We start from the raw sequence: 14,287 nt of genomic DNA on the forward strand, positions 1-14,287 counted from the left end.
AAGCATGTTACTTTTATTTATCACTGGCTAAAATATAGTCGATCAGGCAGCCCAAAAGGAAATCTGCCACTACAGTTTATAAGGGAGGCTTATAATGACAGTACCTACAGGTAACAAGGCAGCAAATGAACAAAAGCCACTGGTAAGTTCCTTGCCAGCCAGTGAGCAACTGCTTAAAGAACTGCAAACCAGCCTTAATATCAATAAAGTGCTGACTATTTTTGCTCAGTTCATTAGTCGCCACCTGCCTCTGAAAGCACTCTCTTTTTGCCACCACCAGGAAAACTTCCCGATACTCAACCAGGTTTCAGGCCATGAGCATGAAACCAGCTTATCGACCTTATATGTAGAACAGCAGTATTTGGGGGAGCTGACCTATACAACACAAGGCCGCCTCAATAGTAGTCAGAAGAACTGGATGAAAAGCTGCGAGCAACAACTACTCTATCCATTGCGTAACGCCTTATTGCATCATGAAGTCTGTAATCAAGCGGTGCGCGACCAACTAACTAACCTGGGTAACCGGGTGCTGCTTGAAGAAGTACTGGCACAATTATTAAATGTGCAGGAGCGTAGCGATCTGCAATATGCAGTCATGCTAATCGACTTAGATAACTTTCAGCAGTTTAACCAAAACCACGGCCATACTCAGGGTGACAAGGTTCTCATCGAATTTGCCCATTTACTTCGTGAGCAGTTACGCAGCTGTGACCAGTTATTCCGCTTTGGCGGCGATGAGTTTTTGATTATCGTAGCCAATCCGGATGAAAGCGCTTTACAACTTATTTTTCGACGTTTGCAGCTGGCTATCAGCGATAACTGCCCACTTAACAGCCAGAACATTAGTTGTTGTGCCGGAGCAGTCATGGTGAAACCGGCACATACTGCAGACAGTTTGCTGGAAGATGCCAGGCAGGCACTACTGCTAGCTAAAAATAAAGGGCCTAATTATTTAGAGGCCCCGCTATCTTTTAGCCAGACCGGGTGAAGATAACGTAATGGTGATTCAGGCTGGTAGTCTGCATTTACGCCTAACTGCGGAGTCCATGCAATTTGCCCAGCAACAACTAAAACCGGCCAACGCTGGCGCTCCCAGGGCTTAACACCCACCTTGCCCAGGCTGCGGCTTAACGACCGGCTCTGCTCCCGGCCCTGGCCGCGAAACTTGTCGCCCGGCTGCAGCAAACGCAGGCTTAACTGCGTCCCTTCACTAATCGCCAGCTCATCACCCTGCTGTGGATCAGCAACAATACTGCCGAGATTATCCGGTAACTGAAGTTCGCTTTCCCCATCCCAGTGCTGATAGTACTCCTTTAAGTCAGCAAAAAGCGGCAATAAATACAATTCGTTCTGATAACGACGCAACTGTTGTTGCCCCCAACGCACCTGAATATTGGCATCCTCAGCCGCAGTAGTTTGCTGCAACAGATTCTGCATTACTGACTGACTGGGCATACTGGCCCCACATTGTTGCAACCAGGCACGCAGTAACGCAGACCGATGTGGTAGCGACAACGACTGCCATTGTGTTAGCTGAAAGCAGTGGCCGCAGGCACGTTGCTTTAAATCATTCTGCAGCAACGAATCCAGCAGTTCCTGCTGCTCCGCACACAATTTAGCCGAGCGCGCGACCACTTGCTCAAACTGAGGCCAGCGCTGGCGCAACAGTGGAACGACATCGTGGCGTAAGAAATTGCGATCAATGCTGGTGTCCAGATTAGTGTCATCCTCTATCCAGGGCACCTCTCGCGTGCTCGCATAACGTATGATTTGCTCTTTATTATGCCCAAGCAGAGGTCGGCATAAACGCCGTTGACCGGTAAAAGGTGCCTGGGCCGCCATAGCAGCAAGGCCTTTCGGACCGGAACCTCGTTTCAATTGCAGCAGAAAAGTTTCGGCCTGATCACTTAAGTGCTGACCGAGTAAAATAATGGCATTGTCATCGGTGAGTTCAGCCAGACGCCGATAACGGGCGCTGCGTCCCTGAGCTTCTTTACTGTGCCGATTAAGCAGGTCTACCGGTAAAGATTCAACAATTGCGGGCATATCCTGAGATGCGCAGTAGTCACGCAAAAATTCAGCCCATTGCGGCGAGTCCGGATGAAAAAAATGATCCAGATGAATAGCCAGGTAATTAAGTTCAGGATGCTGTTCGCGGTAGCGCAGCGTCAGGTCAAGAACACTCTGAGAGTCTGCCCCACCGCCTAAAGCAACTACCAGTTGCTGTCCTGGTTCAGGCTGCAACGCCTGTATTGCAGAACAGTAACTGGCATATAAGTCGTCAACGATATTCAAGGCATCTGCCTGTTAGCAATAACCAAAAGACATCAGTTTCTTATAACGGTTATCCAGTAGCTGATCGGTGCTCAATCCCTGCAAAGAAGCAATGTCTTTTTTCAACTGAGCTTTTAGCAGCTTAGCTATATCTTCATAATTGCGATGAGCACCGCCCAGAGGTTCTTCAATAATAGTATCAATCAGACCCAGTTCATGTGAACGCTGGGCGGTCACACCCATAGCATCGGCAGCTAACTCGGCTTTACTGGCACTTTTCCATAAAATGGAAGCACAGCCTTCAGGAGAAATCACCGAATAGGTGCTGTATTGCAGCATATTGACCTTATCACCCACACCTATTGCCAAAGCACCGCCAGAGCCGCCTTCACCAATAACGGTACAGATAGTTGGCACTTTAAGGCGTGACATTACTTTCAGGTTACGCGCAATGGCTTCACTCTGACCACGCTCCTCAGCACCAACCCCAGGGTAAGCACCTGGCGTATCAATGAAGGTTAGCACCGGCATCTTAAAGCGCTCGGCCATTTCCATTAAGCGCAGGGCCTTGCGATAACCTTCGGGTTTTGGCATACCAAAGTTACGGCGTACTTTTTCCCGGGTTTCGCGACCCTTTTGCTGGCCTATAACCATTACCGGAGCACCGTCCAGTCGGGCCACGCCACCCACAATAGCTTTATCATCTGCGTAGGCACGGTCTCCAGCCAGATTATCGAACTCAGTAAACATAAGGTCGATGTAATCAAGCGTATAAGGACGCTGCGGATGACGTGCCAGCTGAGCCACCTGCCAGGAAGAAAGATCAGAGAAAATTTTCTCTGTCAGCTCTACCCGCTTTTTTTGCAGCTGTTTGACTTCTTTTTCAAGATCAATATTCAGCTCACCTTTCGCACCAACACTTTTCAATTCGTCAATCTGTGCTTGCAGCTCGGCGATAGGTTTTTCAAAATCCAAAAAATTCAGGCTCATTATTACATTCCAAGTCAGTTAAAAGGCCAGGTGTACCTGGCTTACGCCAAGGATATCCCAAAGCTCATACATCAGGGCGTCTGTCGGGTCTACATACCATGCCGCGCCCGGCTTCAAATTTACGCTGGCAGTTTCCAGCTGACAATGCATAGTAACGGGGCAAGTGCCGCCACTGGCATTACGCAGTGCCTGTTCAACCGCCTTCAGCTGTTGCTCTGCAACACTGGTCAGGTCCAGGGTAATGGCCAGCGCTTTAGCATATTGTGCTCGTGCCTGTTCGATTGTCATCAGATCATAAGCGGTCATTGTATTGCCCCCGCTGTATTGATCAAATCGGACTTCTCCTTTTACCCACAAAATCTGGTCTTTTTGCAGTAATTCTTCGTGTTTCTCAAATTCCTGATTATACAAACGTACATCAAGACGGGCACTCTTGTCATCCAGAGTCACTATAGCCCAACGCTGGCCTTTTTTATTTACCATAGGTCGGACATCGAGCACCAGCCCGGCACTACTTACGTGATTGCCCCGTCCGGTCTCATTTAAATCCGCAAGACGGCCGCTGGAATAATGTTTCAGCTCAGCCCGGTAACGGTTAATAGGATGTCCGGTTAAATAAAGTCCCAGAGTTTCCCGTTCACCATCCAGCCATTGTGGTTCCGGCCATGGTGAAACTGTTTCAAAAGCAGCTTCAATTTGTTCCGGTTCTGTAGTCAGCACACCAAACAGATCCGTTTGCCCCCTGGCTTCATCTTTAGCATGTTGATCGGCCTGGCGCATGGCTTTGCTTAAGCTCGCCATTAAAGTGGCCCGGTGTGGTCCCAGGTTATCCAGCGCACCGGCCTTGATTAATCGCTCCATGACCCGGCGATTCAGCTTTTTCAGGTCTACCCTACGGCAGAAATCAAAAAGATCGCTAAAAGGCCCATCGGCCTCCCGCGCCTCGATAATAGATTCAATCGGGCCCTCACCCACGCCTTTGATAGCGCCAATGCCATAAACCACACGCTGATCTTCATCAACACTGAATTTATATTCGCCTTTATTCACGTCGGGCGGCAAAATAGTCAGCCCCATACGTTCACATTCGTCCACCAGGGTTACTATTTTGTCGGTATTGTCCATATCCGCCGACATCACCGCTGCCATGAATTCCGCCGGGAAATGCGTCTTCATCCATAAGGTTTGGTATGACACCAGAGCATAAGCAGCGGAGTGTGATTTATTAAAACCATAACCTGCGAACTTTTCTACCAGATCGAAGATTTTAATTGCCAAATCAGGATCGATGCCGTTCTCTTTGGCTCCCTTCTCAAAAACCGCACGCTGCACTTCCATTTCTTCAGGTTTCTTTTTACCCATTGCCCGACGCAACAGATCCGCCGCGCCCAGACTGTAACCCGCCATGACCTGAGCAATCTGCATCACCTGCTCTTGATACAGAATGACCCCGTAGGTCGGTTCCAGAATGGGAATTAACGAGTCATGCTGGTAGTTCTGATCCGGATAGGAAACCTTTTCCCGTCCGTGTTTACGGTCAATAAAGTTGTCTACCATGCCCGACTGCAAAGGACCGGGCCGAAATAAAGCAACCAAAGCGATAATATCTTCAAAACTATCCGGCAACAGGCGTTTTATCAGCTCTTTCATGCCCCGTGATTCAAGCTGAAAAACCGCTGTGGTTTCAGCTTTTTTCAGCGAACGAAAACACTTAGCGTCATTCAACGGAATAGAAGTAATATCAATAATTTCGCGACCTTCCTTTTGCAGCCGCGGATTAACCATATCCAGTGCCCACTGAATGATAGTCAGCGTGCGCAGACCCAGGAAATCGAATTTGACCAGGCCCGCCGTTTCTACGTCGTTTTTATCAAACTGAGTCACCGGGAAGTTGCCATCTTCATCGCAATACAATGGCGAAAAGTCGGTTATCTTGGTGGGTGAAATTACTACACCGCCAGCGTGTTTACCCGCATTACGGGTTACACCTTCCAGACGCCGTGCCATATCAATGAGTTCTTTGACATCGCCATCTTCATCATACAGCTGTGGCAGTCGAGGTTCTTCTTCAAAGGCTTTCGACAAAGTCATTCCAGGCGTGCCCGGAATAAGTTTAGAAATACGGTCTACAAACCCATAAGGGTGGCTCAGTACCCGGCCAACATCGCGCACTGCCGCTTTTGCTGCCATGGTTCCGAAAGTAATAATCTGGGATACCGCGTCGCGGCCATAGAGATCGGCCACATGGTCAATCACTTCATCGCGCCGATCCATGCAAAAGTCGACATCAAAATCCGGCATGGAAACCCGTTCTGGATTCAAAAAACGTTCAAACAGTAAATCAAACTCAAGTGGGTCAAGATCGGTGATTTTGAGCGCATAAGCAACCAGCGAGCCCGCTCCGGAACCCCGCCCAGGACCGACCGGAATGTTGTTATCTTTGCTCCACTGAATAAATTCCATCACGATCAGGAAGTAACCAGGGAACCCCATGTCATTGATTACTTCAAGCTCGATCTGTAAACGCTCGTCGTAAGCTGGACGCTCTTTAGCTCTGAGTTCAGGATCTGGAAATAAAAACTGCAAACGTTCTTCGAGCCCTTCCTCTGATACTTTAATCAGGAAATCCGGAATGCTCATATCACCGGTTGGGAAATCGGGCAGAAAGTATTCGTTCAGGCGCACGGTGACGTTGCAGCGCTTGGCTATTTCCACTGTGTTCTGCAAAGCTTCCGGAATGTCTGCAAACAACTCCTGCATTTCTTCCGCACTGCGCATATACTGCTGTTCACTGTAGTGCTGGGGACGGCGCGGATCCGCTAAGGTGAAGCCATCATGAATAGCGACCCGGATTTCATGGGCATCAAAGTCTTTGCTATGCAGGAACACCACTTCATTGGTAGCCACTACGGGCAGGTCATGCTGGCTCGCCAGCGTTACAGCCGCATGTAGATAGTCCTCTTCCTGTGGCCTGCCCGTGCGAATCAACTCAATATAAAAGTGGTCAGCAAAATGCTGCTGGTAGAACTGCAGACTATTGGAAAGTGCCTTATCCTGACGTTGCAGCAAAGCGCAGCCGATATCCCCTTCCCGTGCACCGGACAAAATAATAACACCCTGCGCATGTTCAGCCAGCCAGCCTTGATCGATGCAGGGCACGCCGTGCTTATGGCCGCGAAGATAGGCCTTTGATATAAGCACGGTAATATTCTGGTAGCCCTCATTATTGGCAGCTAGCAGAGTCAAACGGAAAGGCTTGTCGGGCCAGTCATCGCTAAGCACCCAAAAATCCGTCCCAATTAAAGGTTTCATGCCCAGGTTTTCGGACTGCTGGTAATAGCGCACCAGGCCGCACATATTCATTTGATCAGTAAGAGCCATCGCAGGCATGCCAAGATCAGCAGCTCGCTGACAGAGCGGCACAACTTTCTGCACACCGTCGATCATCGAAAAATCGCTGTGTACACGCAGATGAACAAAGGCTGGCGATTGGTCCATAAACAAAAACCCTGGGTTTTTATACTCTTATATAAGGCTGCATATTGTGCCTGAAAGCTTGGGTTGGGGAAAGACAACCTTTGTAAAACGACACTCGTCGCAAGGATATCTTAAATAAGTTAACAGCCGGTAAAAAATTTGCTACACCTTAACGATTACTATTTTTTAACAATTGACTAGGGCTTTTCATGGAAGTACAAAACAGCCAGGGTATTAAGGCGCAACTAGACGAGGTGCTATCGACGTGCCCTTCAGTGATTTACACCATGTCTTACCAAAATGACATACCTGTCGTGGACTGGATCAGCGAGAATATCGAGAGCATTACAGGGCACCCGATAAAAAAAATTACCGAGCCGGGCTGGTGGACCCAGAATATTCACCCAGACGACCAGGTCGTCGAGAGCGAAGCCAATGAGGCACTGCTAAAGCACGGCAGTCTCAGTTATGAGTACCGCATTCGTTATGCCGACGGACAGTATCGCTGGATATATGACCAAATGAGGGTACTTCGCCATTCCGATGGAAGCCCTCGCCGGATTGTCGGCTCCTGGCATGACATTACCCGGGAAAAAAGCATGACCATGGCATTGGAGCAACGCGACCAACTGCTTTCCAGGCTCAGTAAGTGGGTGCCAGGTATGCTGTACCAAATGATTATGCAACCCGATGGCAGGTGTTATTTCCCCTATGTGTCAGCAGGTATTCAAGACATATACGGCGTCTCGCCTGACGCCGTAGCCGAGGATGCTGAAATCGCTATCCGTCACATCCACCCTGCAGACAAAGAGCTTTTTCATCGCAGCATACAAGAATCAGCACGGCAATTACGCACCTGGCATTGTGATTTTCGTATTCAGCACAACAAAAGAGGCTTGCGCTGGGCTCGTGGTGAAGCTGCCCCTGAACTATTAGCAGACGGCAACATTCTATGGCATGGCCACATTAGTGACGCTACCGAACAAAAAAACCTGGAAAATGCATTAAAGGAACAACGCCTAAGGCTGCAACAACTGGCCCATTACGACCCACTGACCGGTCTGCCCAACCGGGCGCTTTTCGCCGATCGCATTTACATGGCCATTGAACAGGCAAAACGTAAGCACCAGTGCCTGGCTGTGGTCTATATAGATCTGGATAATTTTAAACCGGTCAATGATACCTTAGGTCATTCAGCAGGTGACCAACTATTGCAGCAGGTCGCCAAACGCCTGCTCAAATCAGTGCGTAATACCGATACGGTAGCTCGTATCGGGGGCGACGAGTTTGTACTCCTGATTGCCGATACCGGGCCGCATGGATATATGCGCAGCATTAATCAAATTATCGACTTTATCCGTCGCCCTATCCCCTTACAAAACCAGTCCGTAGAGCTTTCTGCCAGTATAGGCATCGCCACCTACCCACAGGATGAAACAGAGCCCGACGCCCTGGTTCGCTACGCTGACCTTGCAATGTATAAAGCCAAAGAGAAGGGACGCAACCAGATCTGCCACTTCCATGATCTGAGTCAGTAAAAAGAACTACCTCTTTTGATATAAACATGCTCACTCTTATTGGGGTACCTATTCTACCCCTTGAAACCGCTTTACAGGTGTAAGCATGCGAAAGAACTTACCGGTAACCGAAGTTGAAAAAATTTATCCTGCCCATTATCGTCTCATTTCATCCACAGATACCCGGGGAGTCATTACCCACTGCAATCAGGACTTTATTGACGTCTGTGGTTTCAGCGAAGAGGAGCTAATAGGTGCGCCGCATAACCTTGTCCGCCACCCGGATATGCCGGCTCCGGTTTATAAGGCGATGTGGGAAACCCTGAAAGCCGGGAAACCCTGGATGGGTGCGGTTAAGAACCGCTGTAAAAACGGCGACCATTACTGGGTCAGCGCTTATGTCACACCGCTTAAAGATGGCAATAAGATCATCGGTTATGAATCAGTGAGGGTAAATCTGGACAACGCGTCTAAGCGTCGGGCTTTAAAAATGTATCAACGCCTCAATCAGGGCAAAAAACCGATCTCCCCGGTTCTGCAATTGAAAAGCTGGGTATCTCAGTTAGCGCCTATTGCCATTCCGACTCTGGTCGCCAGCGCTATACTGGCATTCAGCACCGGAACTATGTCTGCTGTAATTGCAGGTTTAGCGGGGTTCGGCGCGTTAGTCTGGCAACAAAGCGCACAGAACTCGATTTATCAAAAATTATTTCAACAACGCCCGGAAGCCTATGCTGACCCCCTGGTCGCGGAAACTTATTCTGACTGGCGCGGCCTGAAGGCCCAGTTAAGCCTGGTACTGATGAGCGAAGCCGCCCGCACCCGCACCGCCCTCACCCGTATCAGCGATGCCGCAACCCAGTTGCATAGTATTGTCGCGCAGACCCGCAAACAGGCAGAGTCAAGCAACCAGCTTATTCAGCAACAGAATCAGGCCACTGAACAAACCGCTTCTGCAATTAATCAATTAGCTACGTCCATTGTAGAAGTGGCGGGCCAGGTAGAAAATAATAGCAAACAGGCTGGTATCGCCGGAGACTATGTGACCACCAGCACCGGCCTGGCATCGGAAGCTATGCAGTCTATTCAGCGCCTGAATAATTCTGTGCACAGCGTCGCTGAAACCGTCCGCGCGCTGGCAGACTCGACTAGCTCTATAGGTCAGGCCGCTGATTTAATTTCAGAAATTGCAGATCAAACCAACCTGCTGGCACTAAATGCAGCTATTGAAGCCGCACGAGCGGGAGAACATGGCCGTGGTTTTGCAGTAGTCGCACAGGAAGTTCGCTCTCTTGCACAGCGCACCCGTGAGTCAACTGAAAACATTCACTCTATCGTTAACAATCTCAAAAGCAGAGCCGAACAAGCGGTTGAAGTTTCCATGCAGGGTGAGGAAGTTGCAAATGATGGCGTAGATAAGGTACAGCAAACCGAGGTTGCTCTGGGGACTATTGCTCATTCAGTCGCCGATATAAATACCGCGTCGTTACAGATGGCGACCGTCGTCGAAGAACAAAGTGAAGTCGCCGACCAGATTAATCAACAAATCGCTGCTATTTCTGGCATTGCCCAACAAAGCCAGGACAATGCTACCGGGACTTACCAATCCAGTGTTGAACTGGAGCAAACAACGCAGCACCTGTATTCACTCATTCAGCGTTTTGCTGCCCGTACCGACAATGTACGTTAACCTGATACAGGTAAAACTAAGCATAGCTAAAGGCAATAATGGCCTGATACCGCTAGATAATGCCAGAAACTGGCTACAAACAAGGTGAAGGATGTTGGCGGAGTGGACGGGACTTGAACCCGCGACCTCCGGCGTGACAGGCCGGCATTCTAACCAACTGAACTACCACTCCATAAAGCAGTGATTTACAGTGTCTTATCAAATTGCAGTTGGCGGAGTGGACGGGACTTGAACCCGCGACCTCCGGCGTGACAGGCCGGCATTCTAACCAACTGAACTACCACTCCGCATTCTGGATGCTGCAAATGATAATTGACTGTAAGCGAAAAAATGGCGGAGTGGACGGGACTTGAACCCGCGACCTCCGGCGTGACAGGCCGGCATTCTAACCAACTGAACTACCACTCCGCATCTTCTCTGCGTTGATTTAAAACAGCTAGTGTTTGCCCTCAACGCGGCGAGATAATACGAGTCTGCCGTCAGCGAGTCAACCATTTTTTGACGCTTTGTGCCTGTTTGCACACGAAATCGCCAAAAACCTATGATTATTACTTTTTCAGCTTCCGCTGACGCCACCAGAGGTAACCTATCCAGGCCAGCACCAGTACTCCATTAAAAGCAATCACCAGAATAATCAATGTACGGCGTTGTCTGATTTCCTGCTTCTCTGCCTCAATGCGCTGTTGCTGTTGTGCCTGACGTTCTGCAGAACGTTGCTGAGCCAGTTCCTGTTCTGTTGGAGGTGGCGGCTCAGGTCGACGTGCGGAAAATTCATACGTAGGAACTTGAGCAGCAAATTCACGACCGTCCCGGGCAGTTGCGAAAATCTCCAGGTTGATAGCAAAAGTTCCAAATACATAGTTGGGTATACGTTGGCGCAAAGAATCACCCTGTCGGGTTCTGATGTCCAGCCGCTGTACTTCCCCATTAGGGTATTCAATATCTCCCCGAATAATGACATCATCCACCTGCAGCTGATCTTCGCTCAAGCTGATTTCAAGCATATGAGGTTGTTCTTCACGAGGCCCAGCCTCGACATGCAAAGTCACAGGCAAGGATTTAACCACTATAGGATCCTGCTCGTAGTTGCGGCGAAATAATGGCGTTTCTGCACGATAAGAAGGAATGTACTCACCCGGTGTTACATTAAAATCTATTTCCCCGGTAAAAATACCGTCGCGCGCCCGCGCGTCCATGCCGCGACCGTCATCCCGAAACTCAGCTAATTCCCGCGGTGGCACACCAAAATTTTCATACTCAGGATTATTGGTGCTTACCAAAAATAATCGGGTAGTAATGACGCTACGAAAGTCGCGCTGCGGTATAGGTTCGCCAGCTTCTGTAAATGTACCCGTAATACGCAGCGTTTCACCAGCAAAAACAACTGGTGGTAACGAATCTGCATGAAACTGAATATCCGAAGTGATCATCACCCGGCTTTCCGGACGTAATGCACCTGAAATCTGCCAGGGCCCGCGCATAGGCTGTTCAATACGCACCTGATCGAAATCAGGACCGCTTTCCCACTGCACATGCTCAGGATGACGGGAGTGATACCACTTGGTTCCGTCAGGTAAAATCAGCACCACCGGCTGAGTTCCGTAATCGCGGAAAAAAACCATGCTGATCTCATCCACTGCCGAATCAATACGGAAACGATCGCCTAATAACGGCAATTGATTGTCCGGTGTCGCTTCCGCTAACTGAAAGGCCCGGGTTGGATTCTGGGGGGTGTCGTTAGCCATAGCTGGGGCTATGGCTAAAAAAACAGCCAGGGCTGCAGTGATGAAACAGGTTAAGCTGAACCGGGCCAAAGCGATTTTCCTCCGCTTGCAATAAGTTGCTCAAGACGTTGCCTGTGCGCTTCTTCTTCATCGGCAGATGCAGCTAAAACCTTTAATGCTGAGCGTTGTTCCGGCAAACGCCGAATCGCATCATGATCAATGCTTTTCTCCCCTTTACCTTTACCCGCCAGAGACAGCTTTCGTTGCCCTCCAGTCATCCAAAGGTAAACATCCGCTAATATTTCCGCATCCAGCAAGGCCCCGTGCAGTTCGCGGTGCGAATTATCAATATCAAAACGTTTACACAATGCATCCAGACTGGCCCGTTGTCCCGGATACAGCGTCCGTGCCAGGGCCAGAGTATCGAGTACGCTGGCATAATCTTTAGTAAAACCTTTGCCCGGCTGCATACGCTGAAACTCAGCGTCCATATGGCCGACGTCAAAAGGCGCGTTATGAATCACCAGTTCGGCGCCGTGGATAAACTCAATGAATTCATCGGCAACCTGAGCAAATACCGGTTTGTCTTCCAGATATTCATTGGTAATTCCATGAATATTAATGGCTTCCTGCTCTACCAGACGCTCAGGGTTAAGATAAACGTGAAAATGATTACCCGTTAATTTGCGATCAATTAATTCGACGCAACCAATTTCTATAATTCGATGCCCCTGACGCGGGTCAATACCCGTAGTTTCAGTGTCCAGTACGATCTGGCGACTTACCTTTGATTCCGTAATATCCTGCATTTGTTCCGACCTCAGTTCCTGCGTATACTCTGCTGGCATTTGCAGCTTATAGTAACAACATCAGGAACCGAGAAGAAGCATGACAACAAAGCAGGTTAGTATTTTTACCGATGGCTCCTGCCTGGGCAATCCAGGTCCCGGAGGTTATGGCGCTATACTACGTTATGGCAAACATGAAAAAGAGCTGGCTGCTGCTTTTCGCCTGACCACCAACAACCGCATGGAGCTCATGGCGACCGTAGTGGCACTGAATACCCTTAAAAACGGCTGTCAGATAGAACTATACACAGACAGCGAATATGTCCGTCAGGGCATTACTAAGTGGATTGATGGCTGGAAGAAAAAGAACTGGCGTACGTCAAACCGGCAACCTGTTAAAAATCAGGACTTATGGAAGCAATTAGATGAGGCCATAACCCGCCATAAAATCAACTGGCACTGGGTTAAAGGTCATTCCGGGCATGCCGAGAACGAGCGTTGTGACACGCTTGCCCGGCAAGCCGCAGAAAATGGCCCTCATAAAGAGGACAAAGGCTATCAGCCGAACGCTTAACGAATAAACAGACGGCGACTGATAAACCAGCCTAGTATCATCATGGCAACAAACACTAAAGTGCCTGAACTACCCGATGGAAGCGCGGCAATAGCCGGTCCAGGGCAATAACCTACCAGGCCCCAGCCCAATCCAAAAATCACCGCCCCAACGACCAGCGGTTTGTTAATGAGCCGACTGGAAGGGGTCGCAAAGCGCGCTTCGTAAACCGGTTTAGTACGCTTTTTCAGTAACTGATAACCAAGTGTATAAACAATAAGCGCGCCCACCATGACCAGCGCCAGGCTAGGATCCCAGTCACCCGCCAGGTTCAGAAAACCCAATACTTTCTGAGGGTCTATCATTTGCGAAACCGCAATCCCGGCCGACATTAACAGGCCACATAAAAAAGCAATTAAAATTGGCATCAGATTAAGCCTCCATGCACCAGACTAGCGACCAGCATGCCTACCAGCATAAAAATCAGAGTAGCTACCAGAGAACGCGGCGAAAAACGGCCAATACCGCAAATACCATGCCCTGAAGTACAGCCCGCACCCCAACCAGTACCCAGGCCAACCAGTAACCCAGCCACTACAACCCGCCAGTCAAGTGGTGGCGTACTATAAGTAAAGTCGCCCAGTGTGGCGGCAACCAGCAAAGGTCCGAGCAAGAGACCCAACACAAAAGCTAAGCGCCAACTACGCCCCTGGCGACTGAAAATAGCATTGCTTGCAATACCAGAGATGCCCGCAACCCGGCCTATCAGGGCATACATTAAAATAGCCCCCAGGCCGATCATGGCACCGCCGATCAATGCGCTGAACGGAGTGAAATTTTGCATTAACAGTTACCTTTAACCAGTGACGTTTTTATTTTCCTGCTTCCAGGCCTGCATACCGCCCGAAACCGAGAATACCTTGTTTAAACCCATATCCTGCAAAGCAGCGGCAGCCAATGCTGAACGCCCACCTGAACGGCAGATTAGATAGAGCGGGCGATCCTGCAACTGTTGCAACGCTACCTCAGGCGCACAACCACTGGCCGCAACCGCGGGATGGCTGCTCAATTGAAATTCAAGCACTCCACGAGGCAGGTTAATGGCCTCAGCGATGTGTCCCTCGGCATACTCCGCAGGCTCGCGTACATCAATAATCAATGCGTCATTATTGTCTAACTGAGCCAGGTCATCGGTACTCACTTCCTGAATTCGCTGCTTCACCTCAGCAACCAGTTGTTGAACTGTTTTCATAGCTATCTCCTGTTATTGCTAA

At 49.5% G+C, this 14,287-nt stretch carries 12 protein-coding genes and 3 tRNA genes; 4 read left to right on the plus strand and 11 right to left on the minus strand.

The window, feature by feature from the left end:
* The first annotated feature begins 94 nt into the window (after positions 1 to 94).
* On the plus strand, positions 95 to 988 hold the full coding sequence (locus CWE09_RS04910) for a GGDEF domain-containing protein (protein WP_126802888.1): 894 nt from the start codon (positions 95 to 97) through the stop codon (positions 986 to 988).
* On the opposite strand, the gene tilS is transcribed toward CWE09_RS04910, so the two are convergent.
* The 3 genes from tilS to dnaE are packed head-to-tail and all read right to left on the minus strand — an operon-like array spanning position 949 to position 6,762.
* The gene (gene tilS, locus CWE09_RS04915; protein WP_126802889.1) at positions 949 to 2,295 is read right to left on the minus strand and encodes a tRNA lysidine(34) synthetase TilS; all 1,347 of its coding nucleotides are present in this window, start codon (positions 2,293 to 2,295) and stop codon (positions 949 to 951) included. The genes CWE09_RS04910 and tilS overlap by 40 nt on opposite strands.
* A gap of 12 nt (positions 2,296 to 2,307) precedes the next feature.
* Positions 2,308 to 3,264: an acetyl-CoA carboxylase carboxyl transferase subunit alpha gene (gene accA / locus CWE09_RS04920; RefSeq protein ID WP_126802890.1), complete on the minus strand. Its 957-nt coding sequence runs from the start codon at positions 3,262 to 3,264 to the stop codon at positions 2,308 to 2,310.
* An 18-nt stretch (positions 3,265 to 3,282) separates the two neighbouring features.
* Positions 3,283 to 6,762, minus strand: a complete 3,480-nt coding sequence (gene dnaE, locus CWE09_RS04925) for a DNA polymerase III subunit alpha (protein WP_126802891.1) — start codon at positions 6,760 to 6,762, stop codon at positions 3,283 to 3,285.
* 188 nt (positions 6,763 to 6,950) lie between these two features.
* Between dnaE and CWE09_RS04930 the strand changes: the two genes are divergently transcribed.
* Positions 6,951 to 8,279 (plus strand): sensor domain-containing diguanylate cyclase, encoded by a 1,329-nt coding sequence (locus CWE09_RS04930; RefSeq protein WP_126802892.1) that lies wholly within the window; start codon positions 6,951 to 6,953, stop codon positions 8,277 to 8,279.
* Positions 8,280 to 8,364: 85 nt separating this feature from the next.
* A complete protein-coding gene (locus CWE09_RS04935; RefSeq protein ID WP_126802893.1) occupies positions 8,365 to 9,948 on the plus strand; it encodes a methyl-accepting chemotaxis protein in 1,584 nt (527 codons plus the stop codon).
* Positions 9,949 to 10,043: 95 nt separating this feature from the next.
* Here the strand turns inward: CWE09_RS04935 and CWE09_RS04940 are convergent.
* The 5 genes from CWE09_RS04940 to dnaQ form a co-directional block, all read right to left on the minus strand.
* Positions 10,044 to 10,120, minus strand: a tRNA-Asp gene (locus CWE09_RS04940).
* A 38-nt stretch (positions 10,121 to 10,158) separates the two neighbouring features.
* Positions 10,159 to 10,235 (minus strand) — tRNA-Asp (locus CWE09_RS04945).
* 44 nt (positions 10,236 to 10,279) lie between these two features.
* Positions 10,280 to 10,356: transfer RNA gene (locus tag CWE09_RS04950), tRNA-Asp, on the minus strand.
* A gap of 140 nt (positions 10,357 to 10,496) precedes the next feature.
* A complete protein-coding gene (locus CWE09_RS04955) occupies positions 10,497 to 11,762 on the minus strand; it encodes a TIGR03503 family protein (RefSeq protein WP_126802894.1) in 1,266 nt (421 codons plus the stop codon).
* Positions 11,744 to 12,481, minus strand: a complete 738-nt coding sequence (gene dnaQ / locus CWE09_RS04960) for a DNA polymerase III subunit epsilon (protein WP_126802895.1) — start codon at positions 12,479 to 12,481, stop codon at positions 11,744 to 11,746. The genes CWE09_RS04955 and dnaQ overlap by 19 nt, the downstream gene beginning before the upstream one ends.
* Before the next feature lie 79 nt (positions 12,482 to 12,560).
* Between dnaQ and rnhA the strand changes: the two genes are divergently transcribed.
* The gene (gene rnhA, locus CWE09_RS04965) at positions 12,561 to 13,034 is read left to right on the plus strand and encodes a ribonuclease HI (protein WP_126802896.1); all 474 of its coding nucleotides are present in this window, start codon (positions 12,561 to 12,563) and stop codon (positions 13,032 to 13,034) included.
* Here rnhA and CWE09_RS04970 read toward each other — a convergent pair.
* From CWE09_RS04970 to CWE09_RS04980, 3 genes are read right to left on the minus strand one after another with little or no spacing between them, the layout of a single operon-like run.
* On the minus strand, positions 13,031 to 13,441 hold the full coding sequence (locus tag CWE09_RS04970; protein WP_126802897.1) for a DUF6691 family protein: 411 nt from the start codon (positions 13,439 to 13,441) through the stop codon (positions 13,031 to 13,033). The two genes, rnhA and CWE09_RS04970, sit on opposite strands and share 4 nt — an antisense overlap.
* A complete protein-coding gene (locus CWE09_RS04975) occupies positions 13,441 to 13,857 on the minus strand; it encodes a YeeE/YedE family protein (protein WP_126802898.1) in 417 nt (138 codons plus the stop codon). The genes CWE09_RS04970 and CWE09_RS04975 overlap by 1 nt, the downstream gene beginning before the upstream one ends.
* Before the next feature lie 12 nt (positions 13,858 to 13,869).
* A complete protein-coding gene (locus CWE09_RS04980; RefSeq protein WP_126802899.1) occupies positions 13,870 to 14,265 on the minus strand; it encodes a rhodanese-like domain-containing protein in 396 nt (131 codons plus the stop codon).
* Positions 14,266 to 14,287 lie beyond the last annotated feature (22 nt).

Source organism: Aliidiomarina minuta (assembly GCF_003987145.1).
Lineage (GTDB): Bacteria > Pseudomonadota > Gammaproteobacteria > Enterobacterales > Alteromonadaceae > Aliidiomarina > Aliidiomarina minuta.